Source organism: Alteromonas sp. 009811495, assembly GCF_028865455.1.
Lineage (GTDB): Bacteria > Pseudomonadota > Gammaproteobacteria > Enterobacterales > Alteromonadaceae > Alteromonas.
Genome location: NZ_CP113972.1, coordinates 3830970 through 3853070, shown reverse-complemented (window position 1 = coordinate 3853070; position 22101 = coordinate 3830970). Strand labels below are relative to the sequence as shown.

Genomic DNA, 22101 nt, shown 5'->3' with positions numbered 1-22101 from the left:
TGGGGTTTAAAGCTTTTGCTTACCATTACAATCCGATACACTTCGGCTTTAAGACATTATTCATAGAACAGGACTGTCATGAGCGACAATCAGACTCCCACTTCGCAAACGGGTTCAGCACAAGAGCAAACGACGCACTTTGGTTATAAGCAAGTTGATAAGGGGCAAAAAGCATCACTTGTTGCCAATGTCTTCGATTCGGTTGCAGCTAAATATGACGTGATGAATGACCTTATGTCGATGGGCGTACACCGTTTGTGGAAACGTTTCACGATTGATTGCAGTGGCGTACGTTCAGGCAACAAAGTGTTGGATATTGCTGGAGGAACTGGCGATCTAACCGCTAAGTTTTCTCGTTTAGTGGGGCCAACGGGTCGCGTTACCCTAGCTGATATCAACCTGTCGATGCTAAAAGTTGGGCGCGATAAGTTACGCGACCGCGGTCTTGTGAGTAATATCGATTATGTTCAGGCTGATGCAGAAGCATTACCGTTTCCAGACAATCACTTCGATGTTGTTACCATGGCTTTTGGTCTTCGAAACGTTACCGAAAAGCAAAACGCGCTAAATTCAATATATCGTGTGCTGAAACCGGGCGGCCGATTGTTGGTTTTGGAGTTTTCAAAGCCAACTTCTGAACAGCTTAGTAAAGTGTATGACATGTATTCATTCCATATCTTGCCTAAGATGGGGCAGTTAGTTGCAAATGATGCTGAAAGTTACCAATACCTTGCCGAAAGTATTCGTATGCACCCAGATCAAGAAACATTAAAGGGTATGTTTGAAGAAGCTGGCTTTGAGCAATGCGACTACCAAAACCTAACGGGGGGCATTGTGGCCTTGCATAGAGGTTATAAGTTTTAATGCCAACCTCAGCCCTTGTTGCGGCATCCATTGAAACAGCCATCAATAAAGTACTTTCGCTGGATGAGGATAGCGAAAAGCGATTAAAGGCATTATCGGGAGCGAGACTGACTGCGTTTGTTTCGCCATTGCCTTATGGCATCACCTTGTCGTTTTCAGATAGGGTTGATGTACTGACCGAGCAAGGCACATTTGAAGAAGTCGTGGCAACGCTTGGCGCAAAAGATTGCTGCATAAAAACATCTCTTAACACCTTGCCTGAACTTAAAGAGACAAGCCAGTTAACTCGCCTTATCCAGCAAAAAGCACTGTTTTTAGAGGGCGAGCTCAATGTAGCCCAGCAAGTAAGCGCGCTTTTTCAGCAACTCGATATTGATGTAGAAGAATTGCTCGCGAAAAAAACCAATGATGTGTTTGCACACCAAACCGTTAAGGTTGCAAAAACACTGCATGAAAAATCGTTACAAGCGTTATCCTCATTGGGAAGAGTGGTAGGTAATGCGGTAGTTGAAGAGAAGCAACTCGCCGCCCATAAACTCGCCGTTATGCACTTTAGCGATGAAGTAAATGCACTGCGCGACAGTACCGACGGTCTTGAAGCAAGATTACGTCGTTTAGAAGAAAAAATTAAGTAATATAGACAGGGCCTTTGATGCGTATTGTAAGGTTATACCGAATTAATAAGGTATTGTTGGAACACGGACTCGATGAGCTTATTCCTGCAAAGTGGTTGCCTTGGTACGCACGTGCTATGCGCCACAGTATTTTCTGGGTGCGCAACAAGCACAAGGGTAAATCTGCTGGCGAGCGTATTACATTAGCGCTACAAAGCTTAGGTCCAGTATTTATTAAATTTGGGCAAATGCTGTCGACTCGCCGCGACCTGCTTCCTCCAGCCATTGCCAATGAACTAGCACGTCTTCAAGATAAAGTTGCCCCGTTTTCCTCAGAAGCTGCGCAAGACATTGTTAAGCAGGCGCTGGGTATTACCCATTTAAGCGAGCTCTTTAGCGAGTTTGACGAAGCGCCATTGGCGTCGGCTTCTATTGCGCAAGTGCACGCTGCCAAGCTTAAACAGAATAACGAAGATGTTGTGGTCAAAGTACTTAGACCAGATATCCGCGACACCATAGTTGCCGATATGGAATTACTATTTAGTTTGGCTAACGTATTGCAGCGCTGGTTACCGGATGGTAAACGACTGCGTCCTGTTGAAGTGGTCGTTGAATACCGCAAAACCATTGTGGATGAGCTTGATTTATTGCGAGAGTCGGCAAACGGTATTCAGTTAGGGCGTAACTTCGAGGGCTCAGATGCACTCTACGTCCCCAAAATCTATAGCGACTATTGTCGCAGTAACGTGTTAGTTATGGAGCGTATTTACGGACTGCCTATTTCAAACATTGACGCGTTGCTTGCACAAAATACTAATATGAAAAAATTGGCCGAACGCGGCGTTGAAGTGTTTTTCACGCAGGTGTTCAGAGACAGCTTCTTTCACGCCGATATGCACCCCGGCAACATATTTGTATCAACAGAAAGCCCTGAAAACCCCAAATATATTGCTATCGACTTTGGGATCGTGGGTACGCTTAATCGCGAAGACAAACGCTATCTCGCTGAGAATTTTATCGCATTTTTTAATCGTGACTACCGCAAGGTAGCGCAGTTGCATGCCGACTCGGGTTGGGTGCCACAAGATACCAATATCGACGAGTTCGAAATGGCTATTCGCACCGTTTGCGAACCTATATTCCAAAAGCCACTGGCAGAAATTTCATTTGGTAATGTGCTGCTACAACTGTTCAATACCGCCCGTCGATTCAACATGGTTGTGCAACCCCAGCTAGTACTGTTGCAAAAAACGTTGCTTTACATTGAAGGGCTGGGACGACAGCTATATCCGCAGCTTGACCTGTGGAAAACGGCTAAGCCTTTTTTAGAGAACTGGATGAAAGAGCAGATTGGCTTTACTGCCATGATGAGCAAGGTAAAAGATAACCTGCCATTTTGGTCTGAAAAACTGCCTGAGATGCCTGATTTGCTGTACGACAGCCTACAGCAGATGAAAAAAATGCCGCTACAGCAACAACGAGCACACGCCGCTTTACTATTGGCGCAAAAGAAAACAACTCAGACCACTCACTATAGCGTGGTGGGTGCCACTTTTGTATTAATGTCGGCTATATTACCAATTTACGATATATCGTGGTATTTCCCTGCATTTACAGGCTTGATCGGTGCTGCTTGCTGGTTCATGGCGTGGCGAAACGGGCGCTAAGCTTTGTTACGCTGCGGTGAAATATTTATGAAATCCGCAGTTTAGCAATTAATTTGTATATTAATCGTCCCGAAGAGTGTTATAGTGTTCATGGCTTTTGGCCAAAGTCTTTAAATAGACGCGATTTTGTATTATTTGCTATATGTTAAACCACTCGAGTTACCCGGTAATTTGTTGTAAGTTGTTTGTCCATTCGTAAGTAAGACCCAATACTCCGCCAATTTGAAGACTCTAAAGAAACTAAGTTACACGCGCTTATGCGCAATTTAATACGATATTTGAGGTCTATACGACATGTCTAAAGTTACAGGCACAGTTAAGTGGTTCAACGCTGATAAAGGTTACGGTTTTCTAACTCAAGATAACGGCGGTAAGGACGTATTCGTTCATTTCCGTGCGATCATCTCTGACGGTTACAAAACGCTTCCAGAAGGTCAGCGAGTAGAATTTGAAGTTGAAGAAGGTCAAAAAGGTCTTCAAGCTGCTAACGTGCAAGCTATCTAAGAATTCAAAAACGGCGGTCAATTGACCGCCGTTTTTCTTTCTTATCCCCTCATTTATTTCTTACCAACGAGCAACGTCTCTGTGTTGCTAACGTTATCGGTTTAATGCTTTACTAGGTGTGCTATCTCATGTCTTCGAGTTGCATTGCTTGTAGGGAGAATAACGTGTCTATTCGAAAATTATTTTTATTGTTGTGTGTTGCAACATCAATGTGCTTTGGTTTTGCTTGGGCACAAGAAGATGATGTTCAAGATGAGCAGGTACTCGCGGTAGTTCTAGGAGAGCCAATTACTGTGGCGTCGGTTCTACCAAGTGAAGCAGAGCGCAAGACAATGCGTGACAAAGCAAAAGAAAAATACAGTGCACTTCTTGATTACAAAATACAGATGGCGACATTTGATAACGTGCTCGAGCGCATTATTCTGGACTATGCCAAGCGTAACAGTATTGTTGCAGACCCTGACCTAACACAGCAGTTTGAAAACAAGTTCGGCGGTGACTTTGCGCGTAATCAAAAAGAAGGGACCAGCAAAAGCATTCAAGAGATTGCCAAGCTGGAAGTGATCAAGTTTTTGGTGGAAAAAGCCCTGTATGCTGAGTTTGGAGGCCGTGTTATTTTCAGGCAGTCTAACCCTCAAATGCCCGTAGACGCCTACCGTACACTTCTTGCCCAATACAAAGAAAATAAACAGCTTACTTTTGAAGATGAGTCTCTTGAAACGGCATTTTGGGATGGCTTTTCCAAACCGTTCCAATATGAAATACCTGTTGAAAACGTTAGCTTCAATAAACCGTGGTGGCTGTAAGCGGTGAAGAATAATGTACTTGATAATACTGATCGCGCCATTTTATCACTGCTTCAGCAAAATGCTGAAACACCAGTAGCTGAGATCGCCGAGAAGGTAGGACTCACCGTAACACCCTGCTGGCGACGTATTCAAAAGTTAGAAGAGAGAGGCATTATTTCTCGTCGTGTTGCTTTGCTCCAAGCGCGCTTGTTAGGACTTACCATGACGGTATTCGTGCAGGTTAAAGCCGGCAAACACGACGGTAAATGGTTAGCTGCATTTGCCAAGCATGCTGCCTCATTTGATGAAGTTGTTGAATGTTATCGCATGTCTGGAGAATATGATTATTTACTAAAAGTTCTCGTGACGGACATGGACTGTTTCGACCATTTCTATAAGCGTTTAGTAAATGGTATTGAATTTTCCGACGTTACTTCAAGCTTTGCCATGGAGCAAATAAAATACACAACAGCCGTGCCTCTCAATCACCTTTAAGCAAAGACACAGACCCCGACCGATCAAGGCTAGCCTAAGATAAATATATCTCTATGAAAGAAAAAAGACTTGAAGACGGTCTATTTTTGTTCAATGTTTATTATACAAACCTGATTCGTTACTACGGGTGCCTTCGATAACTTTACTCAGTACTGTGCAAACAGCGTTAGCCTGACTGCTTGTTAGCAACAATAGGAGTGAAGGTAAGCATGCCCCAAAACAGAAGGGAAGAGCATGTTTAACACCATAAAGCAGAGAATTTTACTGGGGTACGCCCTAGTTATAACGGTGGCAGTATTAGCGGCGTTTGTGCTTACAAAAAACAATAATCGCGTTGAGACATTGGTTGATACTTATGTTTCACAAACGCTTCCTTCACTTAGCGCGATAAACGAAATACAAAGCGGCAGCAAAGAACTCGTCTTAATTGCTTACTCTTTATATGGCACCACGTTAGACACCACGCAGTTTGACAAGCGCAAGAAGCAAATCGTGAATGGGGTTTCAGCGCAATTTTCAGCTCTATCGAGTGCCGGGGCAAGCGGTGCACAGCAACAGTTCGAAAAGCTCACTAAAGCGATATCAGCACTTCAGGCTACCATGTCTGCATCGTCAGTAAGCTGGGACACCGCTCGTGACAATTTGGCCGATATAACACAGGCATCGAGTGCCCTTAATTCTCAAATGAGTGAGGTGAGAAAGGCCGTAGAGCAAGCCGCTAATACGCGAACCATGGCAATCTCATCTGAACTCAATACCAGTGAGTGGATCATTGTTGCTCTTGTTGTCTTATTACTGATAGTGACAATTGTTGGCTACGCGCTGTCTAAATTGCACATTGCCAACCCCATTGAAGCAATGGCAGCAAAGCTTAACGAACTAGCTAACTCACGTCGCCTAGCAACCCACTTACCACAACAGCAGCTAGCTGAACTTGATGCCATCACGCGAAGTGTACAGGGTTTGTTAAATGTATTTTTGAAAGGGATGCAGGATCTGCAAGTTGCAGTGAACAACCTGAACCATTCGTCGACTGCACTTAATGATGCTACAGGTCATTCTGCAAGCGCAATTAGCAGTTTTCAGGGAGACATTAAACAGCTCGTGAGTGTCATGGATACGTTATCCGGTGAGATGGAGCAAAGCTTACACCTTTCAAAGCAAGCCGCTAATGAAGCGCAAATTAGTGCAGAGCAAGTTGCGCAAGGGCGCGATGATGTAGAAGCTACTGCTAAAGCCATAACTGACCTTACGCAGGATATCGACAAAACCGCGTCAACATTAGACCGACTGCAAAACGATGGCAAGAATGTCTCTAGTGTAGTGTCCACAATTGCTGAAATTGCCGATCAAACCAATTTATTGGCTCTTAATGCCGCTATTGAAGCTGCGCGCGCGGGTGAGTCTGGACGCGGATTTGCAGTCGTAGCCGATGAAGTAAGAACACTTGCCTCTCGCACCCATCAATCGACAGTGGAAATAAATACCATGCTTGAGACGATAGTGGAGTCGATTAAAGCATCGGTTAGAACCATGACATCAAATAAAGATAAGGCACATAATGCACTTGCTATGGCTAACGATTTGGTTGCCACTTTAGAGAGCGGACGACAAAGTATTTTATCATTGGTTAAAGTGAGTAATGATGCCTCAGATTTAGTTCAGCACGCTAGAGAGCAGGTGACGCTGGCACGGGAAGGCGTGCTTGATTTTCAAATGCTAGGTGACAACGTAAAGGCTGCCAACAATCATGTAAATACAGAAGCGCGAAGTTTGGCAGGGTTAGCGACCGAGCTACAATCGAATGTGAATACGTTCAAACTAACGTAATGCACTGTTCTTTACTATCTCAATAACGGCACAAAAAAATGGGGCCTTTTTTACAGGCCCCAATCAAATTAATGTGTTTGGTCTTCAACGTGCTGTTCTGCGAATATCTTGGATTTCTTTTTGATTTTACATCCTAGGATACGCTGCGCATTCTTACGGCCGATGTAATGTGCGACCGTATAGGGGTGGGCGCGTTTGAAGAACCTTGAAAATGAGTGAAATACATTTTCCATATTTTGGCTCCTTCTTAATAAAATTACCCCAAATGAAATATAGTATTATTACACTTTAATGTCAATGTGGTATTTCAAGCTGACTCATTATTTTTTTAGACTAAAGTATAGAGTTTGGATCACTTTTATCTCTTAGCGAGTGCGACAGAACGAACTAAAACGAACTAAGAGCGAGTAAAGCGCAGAGAACTTTCGGAGTATAAGTAAATAGTAGTCGGCAATTGAAAGTCAGGCCAATGATTAACATTAAAGCTCATCATCAGTTAAAAAGAATATCGATGTTGCGGCCTTAAAAATAAGGCCGCAGAGGTTAACATTACGCTAGTAATAAGAGAGCTTCTCAGACTTACCCGAGAATATTTTGTATACCATTGCGGTATACGCCAGTATCACAGGAACGACAATGACCACTCCCACCAACAAGAAACGCAACGAACTCGCATCACTTAGAGCATAGGAGATGGTCATATGTCCAGGGATAATAAATGGGTAATAACTGATTCCAAATGCTGCAAAACAGAGCAAAAACACTAAAAGCGCGATAAAGAAGGGTAGCCATTCACCTTTGCCGCTAGATTCAGGGAGCTTTTTAAGCAGTATGCCGCACAATATCAGCAGCGCAAAGCACGCCGTCGGTATGGCAAATAGTACATACCCCCAAGGAGCAGATAGCCACAATTCTCTAACGTCGTCGTGTAGAGTTAAATTTGCGATACTTACGGCCACTATACCAGCAGCAAGAACATATAACCCTTTGCGTGCCCAGTAATAGGCTTTCTGCTGCAACTCACCTTCTGATTTAAGAATTAACCAGCAGGCGCCAATGAAAGCGTAAGCTGCGGTAACACCAAAGGCCGCAAGCAGCGCAAAACCCTGTGCCCATATGTCTGTACGAAGCCCTGTCACATAGATACCAAGCATATAGCCTTGGGCTAGCGTGGTAAGTAATGAACCGTATTTAAACGCCATGTCCCACTTACGTTTTTTCACTTGTACAACCTTAGCGCGAAAATCGAATGAGACACCTCGTAAAATAAGACCTAACAACATAAATGTTGCAGGTAAATACAGTGTTTGCAGCACCTCACTGTGGGCTTCAGGAAAGGCGATAAGTAAAAGACCAATAGCCAAAACTAACCAGGTTTCGTTGGCGTCCCAATAAGGGCCAATTGACGCAATCATATCGTCGCGAAACGATTCCGTTCTCGGGGGAATTAATACGCCTACCCCTAAGTCGTAACCGTCTAAAATGGCATAAAGTAATACTGATAAACCCAGTAAGCCTATGTAAATATTGCCTAGCATTTCTGCCGATACATTCTCAAACATGTTAGTTCCTTATACCGTTGCTGGGTCTGGGTTCGTAGGTTGCATTTTCGCTTTTGCGATTTCACGCTCTTCAGTTGTGATCTCTTCAATCTCTACCGCACGTCGACACATCAGCATTAGGGTTCCCATGTACGCCACGAGCAATACCGAATAAATAACCACATATAGGGTAAATGACAGCGCGATGTTGCTGGGTGGCAACTGCGTAACGGCATCAGTCGTTTTTAAGACGCCACTGACAAGATAAGGCTGACGACCTATTTCAGTGACATACCAACCCGCAAGTGTGGCAACCCATCCGCTAAATGCCATACCCGCAAAAGTGCGCTTAAGCCAAGTGGGGAGCGGCTTGTTGCGCAATAAGTAAACACTACCAACCCATGAAACAAGTAACATCAGCATGCCCATACCGACCATAACGCGAAAGCCGAAGAATACAGGCGCAACGGGAGGATGCTCTCCTTCAAATTCGTTTAAGCCTTTTATCTTGCCTTTTAGTTCGTGAGTCAGTATTAAGCTTGCTCCATAAGGAATAGGCACTTCAAAGTGGTTCTCCTTCGCATTCTCATCGGGAATGGCAAACAAAAGCAAAGGCGCGCCTTCAGTTGTTTCCCATAAGCCTTCCATCGCTGCGACTTTCTGAGGCTGGTGTTCAAGGGTATTTAAACCATGCATATCACCTGCAAATATTTGTAAAGGAATAAGCACAGCAGCAGTATAAGTGGCCGTTTTGAGTGCTAGTTTTGGCGCTAGCTTATTATCGCCTTTAAGCATTCTGTAAGCTGAAAGCCCTGCAATTAAGAAACTAGCAGTAAGGCCTGATGCCAGCATCATGTGTACAAAGCGGTAAGGAAATGAAGGGTTGAAAATAATCTCTTTCCAATTGGTGGCATACACCACGCCGTCGATGACCTCGTAGCCCTGCGGCGTTTGCATCCAACTATTCAGTGCCAATATCCAAAACGCTGACGTTGTCGTACCAATAGCAACAATCAATGTTGAAGCGGTATGAAGCCAATTAGGCACGCGGCGAATACCAAAAAGCATAATGCCGAGAAAGGTCGCTTCCAAGAAAAAGGCGGTAAGTACTTCGTAGCCCAGTAATGGACCCGCCACATTCCCCACTTTTTCCATAAATCCCGGCCAGTTAGTGCCAAATTGAAATGACATGGTTACGCCACTTACAACACCTAGGGCGAAACTTAATGCGAACACACGGACCCAAAATCGGTACATGCGCATCCAAACGGGATGACCAGACAGGTTAGAGCGCATTTTGAAATAAAACAAAAACCATCCCATCGCCATAGTGATGGTTGGGAAGAGAATATGAAAACTAATATTTAACGCAAATTGTAATCGAGACAGCAAGAATGCATCCACAGAAGGCCCCCTTAGTTAACGCTGTTTTTCCCCGGAAGAAGCTTATCCTTAAGCTCAAGCATGCGGCCTACACCAGCGCCAAGCTTCATCAACGTATTTAACTTTTCAGGCCCAAGATTCTGAAGTTCTTCAGACCATGCAGTAATTGATTCGAGTAAATCGTGAATTTCGTTCAGTTTATCTTGCGCATTGGCTTCTTTTTCATTCGCTGGCGTGTCGAGAAGAAGGTCGCGCAGTAAACTCATAGTAGGGTCGATTTCTCGTTTTCTTCGCTCTTCAAAAACGCGATTAGCCAATGTCCATATATCACCGGCTGGAACAAAGAATTCTTTGCGTTCACCGGGGACCAGGTGCTGTTTTACTAAGCGCCACGACTGCAATTCTTTGAGACCCATACTAGTATTCCCACGAGAAATATTCAGTGCGTCAGCAATTTCCTGTGCTGAAATGGGCTCCTCGTTCAGCACTATAAGCGCCAATATTTGCCCAACAGTGCGATTAAAACCCCATCGGCTGCCCATTTCCCCAAAGTGCATAACCGCAGACGTGATAAGCGGAGTCATCTTCATATTTTTTACCTGCTGAAGTTTCAGAAATTACTGAAAGTTTATAATGTGGTTTGATTTAGATCAACATTTATTGTCTTAGTTTGTGGAATCACATTTGTGGTGATAATAATCACATCTGATGGATATCGATTATTGAGGCTAGTTTATAAAATATTTTTGAAAGGCTCATTGTCTGAAGCGGACGACAGCAATCGCTTTTCCAATGCTCACTCGGTCTTCATTGGTCTCATTAAAATCTCGTGGTATTGACATGGCTACCATTCCCCCTAGACTTTTTGTCCAAACACTATTGGCTGAATCCCCTTACAAAGACAATGAAACGAGACCCTATTGATATCATTCCCTATCAGGAAATTTGGCTTAAACAATTTGAACAGGCAAAAAAAGATTTAAGCTTAGCCTTGGGCACACTAGCTGATTGCATCGAGCATATTGGTTCTACTGCCATTCAAAATATGCCGTCCAAAGATCGCATTGATATTCAAATCGGCGTAAAAGAAGTTTCAGATGAGGTTTGCGAAGTAATCAACGGTGCCTTACAAGATTTCGGTTTCTCAAATGCTTATCTAAGTAAAGATCACCTGCCGCCAAACGAATCTGATGAAAATGAATGGAAAAAAATTTACTTACCGGGGGTAACTCACCGATGGCGCTTTAAAGCGAATATCCATATTCGAAGAGTAGGTGCTAAAAATTATAAATATGCGTTGTTATTCAGAGATTTTCTGCGAAATCATCCTGAATCGGCGACAGCCTATGCCAGATTGAAGCAGTCGTTATCTAAGCACACTAGATTTGATAGAGACGCTTACTGTGAAATCAAAGATCCAGTGTGTGACTTGATTATGATAAATGCACGGATTTGGGAAAAGTCCCAAAGCCAGGCTTAAATCTTTGAATGCGCGTTTTAATCCTTCAAAAACGCGTATTCATCTATTTTCTACTTAACCCAGACCAATTATAGATAAGGTAGTGAGACCTAAGAGATTGCTATTAAAAAGCAATTCTACTAATTGCCTACGTGGAGTAACGGATGCGCTATATTACGTTTGGGATTTTCCTTACCATCTTGGTCAGTGCCTCAAAAACTAACGCCAATGAGTCGCACGATATATATAATTCTCAAAGCCAAAGCGCATTTAGTAATGTGTCTAGACATGTTATAGAGTCGCACAGTCTGAAGGGGAAGCGGACAATTGATGTTTCACTACCGGTCAATTATTTGGAAACTGGCTCTAAGGTTACATACCCGCTTATTGTTGTTCTAGATGGCGAATTGCTGTTTCACAGTGTTTCTGGATTTGCACAATTTCAAGCGATGAACAGTCAAATGCCAGAGGCGATTGTTGTGGGCATTCAAAATGCACCTGATACCAGAAGAGACATGACCCCTAAACCCATAAACGCTAACGGTGATCCTTTGTGGTTTGGTGGAAAAGAAGATCAATACCTATCGTTCATTCAACATGAGGTTCTCCCTTTTCTGGAAGAGAACTACCGAATAGCGAACTTCAAAGTGCTCATAGGACTGTCTCCTTCTGCAAGTTTTACCTTACATAGCTTCTGGAAACAGCCACATCTTTTTTCTGGTTACATAGTCATTAATCAAGCGGACTTTAAAGCGGTTGGTTACGGTAAAGAAACAATCTTTGACAAAGTAATAGAGTCGGTAAGGCAGCAGTCAGAAGACAAGCGATATCTATATATATCAATGCCGGAAGGTGGCGCGGCTCGTAACCCTAAGATTGTGGATGACTACGAAAAGCTAGAAAGAGCATTGTCGCCATATTTGCCCCAAAAGGTCTCGTTTAAATGGGAATTAATCGACAAGCAGTCCTATGCGGCGGTTTTGCCAGCAATAATGTCAGGGTTTGAACTTATCTTTCCTGCTCAGAGATGGGATGTTAACTATCGCAATTTTGTTGCTGGGGAAAATGGCGCCACGCTTCGTAATATTAAAGCTCACTTTTCTGAGTTGAGTGAGCAATATGGCTTTATGGCGCTTCCCAAGGGTGAAAGATTTTACAATCGAAATCGCTTAAAACGCATAGTGTACGTTTTAATAAATGAAGAACGCTACACTGAGGCTGAATCCATTGTGCAGTATTGGCTGTCTTTGTATCCCCACTCTGCTAATGCTTATGACACACTTGCTGATTTGTATTTGGCTAGAGGCGAAAAGGATATGGCGCTAAAACATCGTAAGAAAGCGCTGGAATTAGCCCGAAGAAATAACGATCACAGAGTAATGATTTTTAAAGAGGCTTTAAATAACCTTAAATCTACAATGAAATAGGTTAATTAAGCGCGCGTTTTCATCGCTTTGTGTTTATGGTTTCGCTTACGCAGAAAGCGCCAGCTTCTTATGACAATCACCTTCACTTCGTATGGTTTGTAATACCTTTGTCTCATTTAGCATACCTAATGGGGCAAAGTTAACTTTTTTTGTTCAACCTGACCGCTATAGTTGCGATTCTGCTACTGAGGTCGACCCAATGCATATTCATACACAACTCTCTTACCGAGAACATGCTCGGGCCTATAAGGATATGGCACAGTTTATCGTTGAAAACCCAGCTATCAGTGTTGGACTAGGGCTATTGTCCTACCTGATATGTAACATACCGTTTGAGCTATTTGCCCTTAAGATGACGGCTTATATCGCACTTATTTCGCTTGTGGTGTGTGTGGTTACCACTAAGTTCAGAACGGGGTCATTAAGCGGCGTATTGTCTGAGCTTTCCTTACAACAGTCGCTGTTTCTTCCCGTTTTAATTGGCTGTTTTGCTTTAAGCATGGTGGGAATGGGGGTTGCGGGTTGGATAACACAAGCCTTGCAGCAGGTGGGGGCAGCAAGTATGCCCATTAACAATATGCAATTTGGCGCAATGGAGGCAATAAGCGTAGTGCTAGCAGGGGTGTTAGTTTTTGTTACTCAGATAATGCCGTACGTTTTAGCCCATTTTTGTAAAGGCTTGAGCCTTTCCCGCCATCAAGGGGAGCAGATTTGGTACGCGTTACTAAAACACTGGAAAAACGGTGTATCTTATACGCCTATTGCGCTTATTAGTGGCATGGTATTTACAAGCGGGGTCGATGCTTCTGGGTATATTGTTACATTAGCGTCACTGTATTCTACATTTTTGCTTTTTATTGTATTTAACGTGCACAAAGCCGAAAAACAACAGTCAATGAATATGGCCTTTACGCCAACCTAGTTCTAAAAAGTATTGCAGAGGCAGGTACATCGCCTCTGCATTGCACGGTTTCGTATTAAAACACGCTATTTCTTACATTGCCTAAAGCACTTCACTTGCAACTTGAACGCTATTTCTTCCCGATTGTTTTACATCGTAAAGCGCTTTATCGGCAAGGTTGATAATATGTTCTAATGCATCATCGTTTAACTTTGTTTCACTTAACAAGCCGTCTTTCGTGCCGCATACTCCAAAGCTTGCGGTAAATTGTATGTTCGCTTCGCCACTATCAATAACGGCGTCTTCTATCAGAACCCGAAGCCTTTCAGCATGCGTTCTAGCCTGTGCTTCGTTTGTATCGGGAAGAAATAGTAGAAACTCTTCGCCTCCCCATCTCGCGATAATGTCACCACGCCGGCTACCATGTTCAAGCAGTGCTGCCACGCAGCGTAGCACCTCATCGCCTATCGCATGCCCGTACAGATCATTGATATTCTTGAAGTGATCAATGTCAATCAGTACTAAGGATAAATCACGTTTTCTGCGAACAAGTTGATGCCACACTGGGTAAACTAAGTGCTCGAAGCCCGTACGGTTATTCAACCCCGTAAGCGCGTCTTGGCGTGCACTGCGCTCAGCAATTTGCTTATCTATTTCTGCTAATCTAAAACGCTGGGCAAGCAAAAACGCCAAGAAAATTGCCTCAAACGCCACACCGAGTTCTATGAGCTTAAAAGTGAAATCGTTATAAGGCACTAAACCCCACACTGCCGCTGTTGATATACAGATACATGTGGCTGCGGTCACTGAACAAACAAGGAATAAGCGTGCTGCCGGCACATCGTTTTTCAACGCCTGATGCCCTAGCACGATGAACAGAACGGCAAAACTACTGTTAAGAATAAAAGCAAGCAGCAATGCAATGGTCAATTGATTTAACGCTGCACTTATAAGCATGCCAATGGGAATAACGACAGTGACGCCTATGGTAAGTTTGTCTAGAAGCGGGGCGTAAAGACGCGTATTTAACAACACCCGCGCAAAATGCAACCCGGCAATTGAATACGTGATCATCAAGAAGATATCCATCCAATCTTGAAAATAAGGGCCCCAATCAGGGATAACCCACGTGTGAAGCTGCCCGGTATAAGAGAGACTGTTTGCCACAAAACCTAAAAGATATAACGCGTAAAGCCCGTACTCTCGATGTCGAATACTAAAATAAATAATTAAATTATAGATAGCGAGGGCAACCATAATGCCGTACAAAAAACCATACTGATAACCACTCGATACATCGCGTTGAGTAGCAAGTTTCGCCTCTGAGATATACAAGGGAATTGCCATGGGGCCTACTGTTTCAACACGCATGTAAAGTACGGTTTCTCCAGCTGGTATTGATGACTCGAAGGCAAAATAACGATATTGCATGGGTCTGTCTGAATAGGCCAACGCATCGCCGCCGCGCACGTGTCGCAGAACTTCTCCTTCATGAACAAGCCACGCGTCAATATGGTCAAGCCAAGGTGTTTCTACACTTATGCGATATAACGGGTCTTCGTTTGCGGGAAGTAATAGCCTCACTTTCAGCCACACGGGCGCTACGCTTATACCCAGCGACAATGACTGGCCACTTCCCATGTTTAAAGGAGCAGAATCAAACTGTTCGATGGCTTGTTGTAAGGTAAGGGGGGCGGAAGATTCTTGAAAAAAGTTGGCGTATTTGCCAGCTGTAAGGGCTTTATGTTGCGATAAATCGATAATAGCTTGGTCTCGCTCAACCGCATGTACAGGTAGCGACAGTAAACCGAAAATTAAACAAAGCAACAGACATCTTAAATGCATTGTTAACACTCTCAAGCACTTAAACGTCCGGTGTAACGTGCTGCCAAATAGTTATTATTAATGTGAAGTGGCTAAGCAAGTTGGCAAAACAAACGGTTGTATAACAATGTTGGGCTCGCCGCGGCTAATGTCACTAAACTAACTGAATTACTGGCATTGAGGAAGTAATAATTTTTGATTGGCGCCTTGCTTCTGTGAAGAAGTTAGTGATGACTTACTCGATTATGTCATTAAAAGCGCTACACCGATAATCATCGCCTCTACACAAAGACTAAACTAGATGTTTATTAAATAATTCAAGCGCTCTATCCCATGCGCGGTCAGCCTGCTTCTCATTATATGCTCGTGAGTCGGGTGGACACCATCCATGCAGTGTATCTTCGTAGACCTCGATTTCTGCTTCAAGTTGAGCTTGGTTATACGCCATTTTCAATAGTCTTTTCATTTCAGGGGCTTTAGCATCATCGTTTTCAGCAATGGCGTGCAATGCTGCAGCTTTTGAGCGAACTACAGTGTGGTGTGGGCTGTCCTGTGAGTCGGTAGCTAATCCACCACCGTGAAAGCTGGCAATGGCCTTAAGTCTGTCTGGCATTTCAGCTGCCGCGCGCATAACAAAAGCGCCGCTCATACAGTATCCCATTGCCGCAGCGCCAACGTTTGTATTTACGTTTGGTTGTTTGTCCAAAAATGCAAAGAATGCTTTGGCGTCTTCAGTGACCGCATTGGTAGTTAAGCGTTCTCGATAAGCCCTTAATATGTCCCATGCTTCTTCTGACGGAAAACTAATTTCTTCTGGTAGTGCTAGCCCTGTAACGTCACGATAAAAGGGGTTTACTACAAGTACGGCATAACCACTGCTTGCCAAGCGCCTTGCCATTTGTTTGAAAGCGGGGCGAAGCCCCTTAATATCTGGCCACATTAATATCGCAGGATATTTACCTTTTTTCGGATGCACAAAATACGCATCAGCGTTACCGGAGGGGGTGTTAACAATAACGTCTTTGGACTGAACGTTGTCACTTGAAATAGCGAATTGCGGAAAGCTTAATGCCAAACCGCCTAACGCGAGTAATTTGTTAAAGTCGCGACGATTCAACGTGGATTCATTCAAGTTTTGTTGAATATCTAATTCGGTTTTTTCATCACACATAACGGTACCTCATAGCTGTTCAGGTAAGGCAAGTAAAACGTTACTGATAGCATTAAGCGCAAGTCACTTTGCTAGACAGTAGTAAATTAAAACAGCCCAACCAACAAGTTATTATTTTAAATATGCGCAAGCTGCTTCTGACAAAGGAGCGCGTTCATCTATCAAAGCCGCTATCGGTCCTTCATATCTAAAGCATTCGCTAAGTTGTCTTGTTTTTATCGAGTGGAAGGGGTTTTGAAGCGTTAATATCGTTCTGTTTGAAAGGTCAAGAGTCGCATTGAGTATTGCCAAGTCAATGTACTGTTCAAACAGGTCATTAAAGCTTCCATCTGCTTTTGCTAGTTGAAGACCTCGTTCAATTCGTTCTGCTAACTCAGGACTGTTTTGCGAAACAAAGAAAAACATAAATGAGGGATAGTGCAGCAGATATTGTGATTCAATGGCTAAAGTGGGGTCTTGATGGTAATTGTACTCTGTCACCACTTCATTAATTGCTCGTGGAAAATAGTCGATTCTTTTCTTACGTAATAAATCTATAAGCGAGTCATAATCGCTCGCTCCCCAAACAAGATATCCATTTGCACTTAAGATTTCCAAGTCAGGCCAATCGTGACCTTGACCCGCTATGAGCTTTCTTAATTCATTAGTATTTGCAAACTTATGAGTATCGAGTTTTCGAATGAGTGATACGCGGTAACCCATAATGCCCTCTAGTAATGGCACTCGAATTGGAATTGACTGTGCTTCGCGCGACGCAGAGGTAACAGACCAAAATACGTCAATAGTGCTCCTCGAACTCAGGCCATTAAATGCTCTGTCTTGCATCATTTTTCCCTCTGTCTCGACGAGTTTCGCTTCTCCGTATTCGTTTGCCGTTTTATCCAATGCTAGTTTAAGAAGCGATGAGTAGTATTCGTGGGAACGAAAATCGAGTTTGCTGCTTGGAATTATCTTGATCGACTGAATTTCATGAGTGGAAGTGGTGTTTGTAGTATCTGTAGAGGCGAATACAGTAAAAGAAAAAAACAAGCTCAACAGCAAAAGACTGTTGACGATAGGCCGTTGCGCTAAATCGAGGTGATCGACATTAGGGGATATCATTACTGGCTACCCATTGACTTAACTTATGCAGATTCGTACGTAATCTACGTCAAGTTTTGTTCAAAAATTACACAAAAGCAATGCAGCTTGCTTCTTAGTTACACCAAATACTAGCTGAACGTTTTTTCACAATGTGGCGTAAAGATAAGTAGCGCAATAAGGGCGATAATCATTTTCACTTTGGGTCCCTCCTAGTTCACAAAGCCTCAAATCGGATATCGGATTGTATTTATGGCTACTAAAGCAACATCTAAAAAGAAATTCGAAAAAGGATTATCGAGCCTATTAGCTGGTCCAGTTGTCAAAAAAGTTATGGCTAACGTTGCTGATAAGAAAGTGCGAGAGATAAGCGAGCATTTTCCTCATATCTTTACGCCGAAAGTGGCTGAAACCGAAGAGGAAAGAAATAACACTTTTTCGATTCGTCACGACGTATTCAGCGAAGAGTTGGGGCTTGAACAACGCCGAGAAACGCTACTAGAGACAGATCAATTTGACAGATATTCTATTCATTGTTTTTTGCAGCATCGGGCAACAGGAAAACTTGCCGGTACAGTCAGAGTAGTACGGCCTGAAAACGAAAATCAACAGCTTCCAATGCAACACTATTTAGAAAATGGGTTTAACGAAGAAGACATTAGCCCTGATGATTTGCGGCAAGATAAAATAGCTGAGATTTCTCGTCTTGCTGTACCCAGAGAGTTTCGGCGTAAGCACGTTAAATCTGAGTACAAGAAAGCTCGCCGCTCAACACGCTCCCTCAAAAACGAGATTCAATGCTATCCCTATGTGGCGATCGGTTTGTACTTTACTGCGATGTCGGTATTGCTAAAAAACAATATTAATCATGCTTTTATTATGGTTGAACCTCGTTTGGCAAAGAGTCTCAGGTTTATCGGCTTTCCGCTTGAGCAAGTCGACCCTGAAACCGACTATTTTGGACGTCGAGCACCCTTTTACGTCAGAGTAAAGACAATTCCGTTTAAGTTGAGTAGAGGGTTCAATTTGTTATTTGAGTCCATCGATCAATCGTTAAATCATCAACAAATTGTAAAAGAAATAAAAAAGCGCCTTCGATAACATTAAAGCCATAAGGTTTTAATGCTATTCAAAAAAATTAATATTCACTGCAAGTGTATAATTAAATTGAGAAAAAGTGGTGTACTAGGATAATTACTAATTGACGTGTTTTGGAATCTACCTCACCATAGAAAGAAACGAGTAAAATGGCACTGTAATGGGTACACGAGAACAAACAACACTGCAAAACTGTGACGACGAGGCTATTCATCTTATTGAAAGTGTCCAAAGCTTTGGCTATGTAATCGCGGTGAACCCGAACGACAAAAAAATTCAGGTTGTCAGTGAGAATATATCTCAACTCTTCAAGGTTGATATTGTTCCCGGTGAAACGCTCATTACAGAGCTTATCGATATACCCTCCCCAGATGCGCACACCTTTTTAACTATTCACCAATCTGTTGTCAGCAGCAAAACGCGTCGTGCTTATCAGTGGAAATTCGCAGAAAATGCTCTACACCTGGAAGACTGGGAAAAAGAGGGCAGTGGTGTTGCATTTGACTCTAATGGCTTGTTGGTCATTGAGCTTGAGCCTACACCACAACTGAGTTACGAAGCGGCGAAACAATGGGTGCCAATGGATGTGGATATTCGTCCACTATTGCCTGACGTAGAACATTGCGAGTCTATCAACGACGTTGCCGATGCTATAGCAAGTGTATTCCAATCCTATATCGGGTTCGACTCAGTGATGGTTTATAAATTTGATAAAGCCTATTGCGGAGAAGTCATTGGCGAAGCTACCCACGTTGATGCTCGTTCTTTTAAAGGATTAAAGTTTCCGGCTTCAGATATTCCAAAGCAAGCTCGAGAGCTATACCTTCGAAATAGAGTGCGATGCGTTTACGATGTAGAAGAAAGTCCAATTGGTCTTGTGCCTAGCTTAATCGACGATGACAGACCGCCGCTTGATTTGTCTATGTCAATGGTGCGCTCAGTGTCTCCTATCCATATTCAATATCTGAAGAATATGGGCATACGTTCGTCGTTTTCCGTGTCTTTGGTATTTGAAGGGCGGTTATGGGGCTTGTTGGCATGTCATAATAATACGCCACGATACATCGACCAGAAGAAACGTTTGGTGTGTGAATCGCTTGGTCACCTTTACGCATGGCAACTCCACACTAAAGCATTACACGAAAAAAAAGAGCAGTTTCAAATTCGACAACGCATGCTCAATAACATTGTTCATCAACTAACGACTTACTCGAATCCACTTGAAGCAATAACGCAAAAAGAAAAACAACTGCTTGAAGTGACAGAGTCTTGCGGTATGGCGGTTGTTACGCCAACCGGTAACTATGCCACAGGGAAAACACCTTCAGATTCAACATTAGCCTTCCTGTTAGAAAAGTTTGCTATAGCGAACTCTGAGCAGTCAATTGCGATTAATCGGCTTGGTGATGAAGTTAGCGAAACCCGGGATTTGAATGGTATCCGCGGTATGTATATATCGTGCGTTTCTTCTAAATTGGGGTATTACACGGTTTGGTTTAGAGAACAGAAAGATAAAACAATACGTTGGGCAGGGAAAGAAGCGGCTCGAAAAGACGTGGGTAAATCGCTGACACCACGTAATTCGTTTGATATGTACTTGCAAAGTGTTGCTGATGAGTCGCTAGAATGGACAGAAGACGACAAACTTATTATTGAAGGCTTCGATCACTTATTTATCCCTTATGCGTTAAGCCTTAAGGCGTCTTTGGATAAGCAAATCAGTAAATTGGAAGAGCTCGATAAAGCGAAGGATCAATTTCTTGCTAGCATTTCCCATGAACTTCGCTCGCCACTCAATTCGATAGTAGGGTGGACCGATTTAGCATTGATGGATGTGAATAATATTGATCGTATGACTGACGCGCTTGGGGTGATCAAACGTGCTGCCTCAACTCAAGCTGCGCTTATTAACGATATTCTCGATTTATCACGCATTATCTCGGGCACCATGAAGCTCAGTACTCACTCACTGAAAGTAGCTAACGCCATTTCTGAAGTTGCGAAATCGTTCGAGGCTGGCTTTGCCAGTAAGAATATTCAACTTAGCATAGCGTGCGATGACGAACACACTCAAATTCTTGGTGACAGCCTTCGTATTAAGCAAGTCATTAATAACCTTTTAAGTAACGCACTTAAGTTCACCGCAAAAGGGGGAACGGTACATGTGCTGGGTAAGCGAGAGCATTCCAATTATTTGTTCCGAGTTAAAGACAATGGAAAGGGAATGACCCGAGAGCAATTATCCCATGTGTTTGAACGTTTTTATCAAGGTAAAAACGAGCACAACCGACATGGGCTCGGGCTAGGCCTTTCGATAGTAAAGAGCTTAGTGGAAATGCACGGCGGCGAGATTTACGCTGAGAGTGATGGCCCCAATACGGGCACTACTTTCTTCGTGTCTTTACCTATTGCACCCTTGAATCTTCACGAAGATATCATTGAAACCAAAAATGCTGAGATAAGCGATCTCACTGCGTCGCGCCGCTTAGAAGGTTTACGCATTTTGGTCGCAGAAGATGAACAAGACGCTCGCGATTTTATTAAGCTTTTCTTGGAATCCAATGGCGCCAGAGTTAACGTGGTGAAAAATGGTTTGTTGGCATGGAAAGAAGTGAATGATATGCCTGAAGCATTTGATTTGCTGTTATCCGATATAGGAATGCCCGAGCTAGATGGGTTAGGCCTTATTACTAAAATTCGCGCTAGCGAAATTAAGCAAATAGCATCGCTTGATGCCGTAGCACTGACCGCCTATGCGTACACCTCAGACCGCGTTAAAGCCTTAAAAGCAGGGTTCTCGAATTACGTTTCAAAGCCTGTAGATGGAGAGGAATTACTCACAATTCTGGAAATGTACAAATAGACGTTTTTTTCGTTTATTAGCAAAATGGGCTCAGCTTTTGGCGTTTTGGGGGCTGCCCATTGTGCTTTGTGCGATATGGTTAAGCCTTTAAATGAAAGGTGAGACTATGTTTAGTTTGAAAAAGCGCACGCAAAAGCAACACAATGCTTTGGTATCCGAAGCGATATCCAACAATTCTTCAGAAGTGACTCCCGGGTACGAAGGCCTTACGTTATATCACCGCAAAACGTGTCCATTTTGTCGTTATGTGGCGTCTTACCTCAAATCGAAACAGCTAGTACTAGCCACAAGGGATATTACAATGCGTGCGGCATATGCCGAAGAGCTTATAAAGCAAGGAGGCAAGCGCCAGGTGCCATGCCTCAGAATAGAGCAAGGATCAAAAGTAAAGTGGTTGTATGAGTCTGCAGACATCGTTGCATACATAGAAAAGTACAAACCCGCTTAGTAAAAAAATAGATACATTCAAGCAAATATCATTTTTTAAAGATACTCACGCATCACAAATATATGTGGTGCGTAAGTAACGACCTATATCACCCACAAGTTGGTGCGATTTGTCTAAAACAGCGTACGAATGGATAAGTTTGGT

At 43.2% G+C, this 22101-nt stretch carries 19 protein-coding genes; 13 read left to right on the top strand and 6 right to left on the bottom strand.

Annotation, left to right across the window (positions count from 1 at the left end; genetic code table 11):
- The first annotated feature begins 78 nt into the window (after positions 1 to 78).
- The 7 genes from ubiE to OZ660_RS17270 all read left to right on the top strand — a co-directional run bounded on the left by ubiE (position 79) and on the right by OZ660_RS17270 (position 6762).
- The gene (ubiE, locus tag OZ660_RS17300) at positions 79 to 864 is read left to right on the top strand and encodes a bifunctional demethylmenaquinone methyltransferase/2-methoxy-6-polyprenyl-1,4-benzoquinol methylase UbiE (RefSeq protein ID WP_159627489.1); all 786 of its coding nucleotides are present in this window, start codon (positions 79 to 81) and stop codon (positions 862 to 864) included.
- A complete protein-coding gene (locus OZ660_RS17295) occupies positions 864 to 1499 on the top strand; it encodes a ubiquinone biosynthesis accessory factor UbiJ (RefSeq protein WP_274741787.1) in 636 nt (211 codons plus the stop codon). Before ubiE ends, OZ660_RS17295 begins: the two co-directional genes overlap by 1 nt.
- Positions 1500 to 1516: 17 nt before the next feature.
- Positions 1517 to 3145 (top strand): ubiquinone biosynthesis regulatory protein kinase UbiB, encoded by a 1629-nt coding sequence (gene ubiB / locus OZ660_RS17290; protein WP_274741786.1) that lies wholly within the window; start codon positions 1517 to 1519, stop codon positions 3143 to 3145.
- A gap of 294 nt (positions 3146 to 3439) precedes the next feature.
- A complete protein-coding gene (cspE, locus tag OZ660_RS17285) occupies positions 3440 to 3649 on the top strand; it encodes a transcription antiterminator/RNA stability regulator CspE (protein WP_012519905.1) in 210 nt (69 codons plus the stop codon).
- Between the two features lie 164 nt (positions 3650 to 3813).
- Positions 3814 to 4455, top strand: a complete 642-nt coding sequence (locus OZ660_RS17280) for a hypothetical protein (protein WP_274741785.1) — start codon at positions 3814 to 3816, stop codon at positions 4453 to 4455.
- Between the two features lie 3 nt (positions 4456 to 4458).
- The gene (locus OZ660_RS17275; RefSeq protein WP_274741784.1) at positions 4459 to 4932 is read left to right on the top strand and encodes an Lrp/AsnC family transcriptional regulator; all 474 of its coding nucleotides are present in this window, start codon (positions 4459 to 4461) and stop codon (positions 4930 to 4932) included.
- Positions 4933 to 5166: 234 nt separating this feature from the next.
- Positions 5167 to 6762 (top strand): methyl-accepting chemotaxis protein, encoded by a 1596-nt coding sequence (locus OZ660_RS17270; RefSeq protein ID WP_202262627.1) that lies wholly within the window; start codon positions 5167 to 5169, stop codon positions 6760 to 6762.
- Positions 6763 to 7316: 554 nt separating this feature from the next.
- Here OZ660_RS17270 and OZ660_RS17265 read toward each other — a convergent pair.
- Genes OZ660_RS17265 through OZ660_RS17255 form a run of 3 tightly spaced genes read right to left on the bottom strand, consistent with a single transcriptional unit; the run spans position 7317 to position 10276 of the window.
- Positions 7317 to 8324, bottom strand: a complete 1008-nt coding sequence (locus OZ660_RS17265) for a cytochrome d ubiquinol oxidase subunit II (protein ID WP_274741782.1) — start codon at positions 8322 to 8324, stop codon at positions 7317 to 7319.
- A gap of 9 nt (positions 8325 to 8333) precedes the next feature.
- A complete protein-coding gene (locus tag OZ660_RS17260; protein ID WP_274741781.1) occupies positions 8334 to 9707 on the bottom strand; it encodes a cytochrome ubiquinol oxidase subunit I in 1374 nt (457 codons plus the stop codon).
- An 11-nt stretch (positions 9708 to 9718) separates the two neighbouring features.
- A complete protein-coding gene (locus tag OZ660_RS17255; protein WP_159627473.1) occupies positions 9719 to 10276 on the bottom strand; it encodes a GbsR/MarR family transcriptional regulator in 558 nt (185 codons plus the stop codon).
- Positions 10277 to 10590: 314 nt separating this feature from the next.
- Between OZ660_RS17255 and OZ660_RS17250 the strand changes: the two genes are divergently transcribed.
- The 3 genes from OZ660_RS17250 to OZ660_RS17240 all read left to right on the top strand — a co-directional run bounded on the left by OZ660_RS17250 (position 10591) and on the right by OZ660_RS17240 (position 13494).
- Entirely contained in the window at positions 10591 to 11166 is a 576-nt protein-coding gene (locus OZ660_RS17250) for a GrpB family protein (RefSeq protein WP_274741780.1), read from the top strand.
- A 143-nt stretch (positions 11167 to 11309) separates the two neighbouring features.
- Entirely contained in the window at positions 11310 to 12572 is a 1263-nt protein-coding gene (locus tag OZ660_RS17245) for an alpha/beta hydrolase-fold protein (RefSeq protein ID WP_274741779.1), read from the top strand.
- A 199-nt stretch (positions 12573 to 12771) separates the two neighbouring features.
- The gene (locus OZ660_RS17240) at positions 12772 to 13494 is read left to right on the top strand and encodes a hypothetical protein (protein ID WP_202262618.1); all 723 of its coding nucleotides are present in this window, start codon (positions 12772 to 12774) and stop codon (positions 13492 to 13494) included.
- 81 nt (positions 13495 to 13575) lie between these two features.
- Here OZ660_RS17240 and OZ660_RS17235 read toward each other — a convergent pair whose 3' ends face one another.
- From OZ660_RS17235 to OZ660_RS17225, 3 genes are all read right to left on the bottom strand, one after another.
- Positions 13576 to 15318, bottom strand: coding sequence for a diguanylate cyclase (locus tag OZ660_RS17235; protein WP_274741778.1), 1743 nt, complete (start codon positions 15316 to 15318; stop codon positions 13576 to 13578).
- Between the two features lie 271 nt (positions 15319 to 15589).
- Complete coding sequence (locus OZ660_RS17230) at positions 15590 to 16468, bottom strand: dienelactone hydrolase family protein (RefSeq protein WP_274741777.1); 879 nt, start codon at positions 16466 to 16468, stop codon at positions 15590 to 15592.
- A 111-nt stretch (positions 16469 to 16579) separates the two neighbouring features.
- A complete protein-coding gene (locus tag OZ660_RS17225) occupies positions 16580 to 17569 on the bottom strand; it encodes a substrate-binding periplasmic protein (protein WP_274741776.1) in 990 nt (329 codons plus the stop codon).
- A 231-nt stretch (positions 17570 to 17800) separates the two neighbouring features.
- Here OZ660_RS17225 and OZ660_RS17220 point away from each other — a divergent pair, with 231 nt between their 5' ends.
- The 3 genes from OZ660_RS17220 to OZ660_RS17210 all read left to right on the top strand — a co-directional run bounded on the left by OZ660_RS17220 (position 17801) and on the right by OZ660_RS17210 (position 21957).
- Positions 17801 to 18649, top strand: coding sequence for a PEP-CTERM/exosortase system-associated acyltransferase (locus OZ660_RS17220; RefSeq protein WP_274741775.1), 849 nt, complete (start codon positions 17801 to 17803; stop codon positions 18647 to 18649).
- A gap of 157 nt (positions 18650 to 18806) precedes the next feature.
- Positions 18807 to 21509 carry an ATP-binding protein gene (locus OZ660_RS17215; RefSeq protein ID WP_274741774.1) on the top strand — a complete coding sequence of 901 codons (2703 nt, stop codon included), beginning with the start codon at positions 18807 to 18809 and terminating at the stop codon, positions 21507 to 21509.
- A 106-nt stretch (positions 21510 to 21615) separates the two neighbouring features.
- Complete coding sequence (locus tag OZ660_RS17210; protein WP_274741773.1) at positions 21616 to 21957, top strand: glutaredoxin family protein; 342 nt, start codon at positions 21616 to 21618, stop codon at positions 21955 to 21957.
- Positions 21958 to 22101 lie beyond the last annotated feature (144 nt).

Bases quoted from the DNA above. Each gene is read 5' to 3' on its own strand.
- ubiE (WP_159627489.1), top strand. From the start codon at position 79: ATGAGCGACAATCAGACTCCCACTTCGCAAACGGGTTCAGCACAAGAG.
- OZ660_RS17295 (WP_274741787.1), top strand. From the start codon at position 864: ATGCCAACCTCAGCCCTTGTTGCGGCATCCATTGAAACAGCCATCAAT.
- ubiB (WP_274741786.1), top strand. From the start codon at position 1,517: ATGCGTATTGTAAGGTTATACCGAATTAATAAGGTATTGTTGGAACAC.
- cspE (WP_012519905.1), top strand. From the start codon at position 3,440: ATGTCTAAAGTTACAGGCACAGTTAAGTGGTTCAACGCTGATAAAGGT.
- OZ660_RS17270 (WP_202262627.1), top strand. From the start codon at position 5,167: ATGTTTAACACCATAAAGCAGAGAATTTTACTGGGGTACGCCCTAGTT.
- OZ660_RS17265 (WP_274741782.1), bottom strand. From the start codon at position 8,324: ATGTTTGAGAATGTATCGGCAGAAATGCTAGGCAATATTTACATAGGC.
- OZ660_RS17255 (WP_159627473.1), bottom strand. From the start codon at position 10,276: ATGAAGATGACTCCGCTTATCACGTCTGCGGTTATGCACTTTGGGGAA.
- OZ660_RS17250 (WP_274741780.1), top strand. From the start codon at position 10,591: ATGAAACGAGACCCTATTGATATCATTCCCTATCAGGAAATTTGGCTT.
- OZ660_RS17245 (WP_274741779.1), top strand. From the start codon at position 11,310: ATGCGCTATATTACGTTTGGGATTTTCCTTACCATCTTGGTCAGTGCC.
- OZ660_RS17240 (WP_202262618.1), top strand. From the start codon at position 12,772: ATGCATATTCATACACAACTCTCTTACCGAGAACATGCTCGGGCCTAT.
- OZ660_RS17235 (WP_274741778.1), bottom strand. From the start codon at position 15,318: ATGCATTTAAGATGTCTGTTGCTTTGTTTAATTTTCGGTTTACTGTCG.
- OZ660_RS17230 (WP_274741777.1), bottom strand. From the start codon at position 16,468: ATGTGTGATGAAAAAACCGAATTAGATATTCAACAAAACTTGAATGAA.
- OZ660_RS17225 (WP_274741776.1), bottom strand. From the start codon at position 17,569: ATGATATCCCCTAATGTCGATCACCTCGATTTAGCGCAACGGCCTATC.
- OZ660_RS17220 (WP_274741775.1), top strand. From the start codon at position 17,801: ATGGCTACTAAAGCAACATCTAAAAAGAAATTCGAAAAAGGATTATCG.
- OZ660_RS17215 (WP_274741774.1), top strand. From the start codon at position 18,807: ATGGGTACACGAGAACAAACAACACTGCAAAACTGTGACGACGAGGCT.
- OZ660_RS17210 (WP_274741773.1), top strand. From the start codon at position 21,616: ATGTTTAGTTTGAAAAAGCGCACGCAAAAGCAACACAATGCTTTGGTA.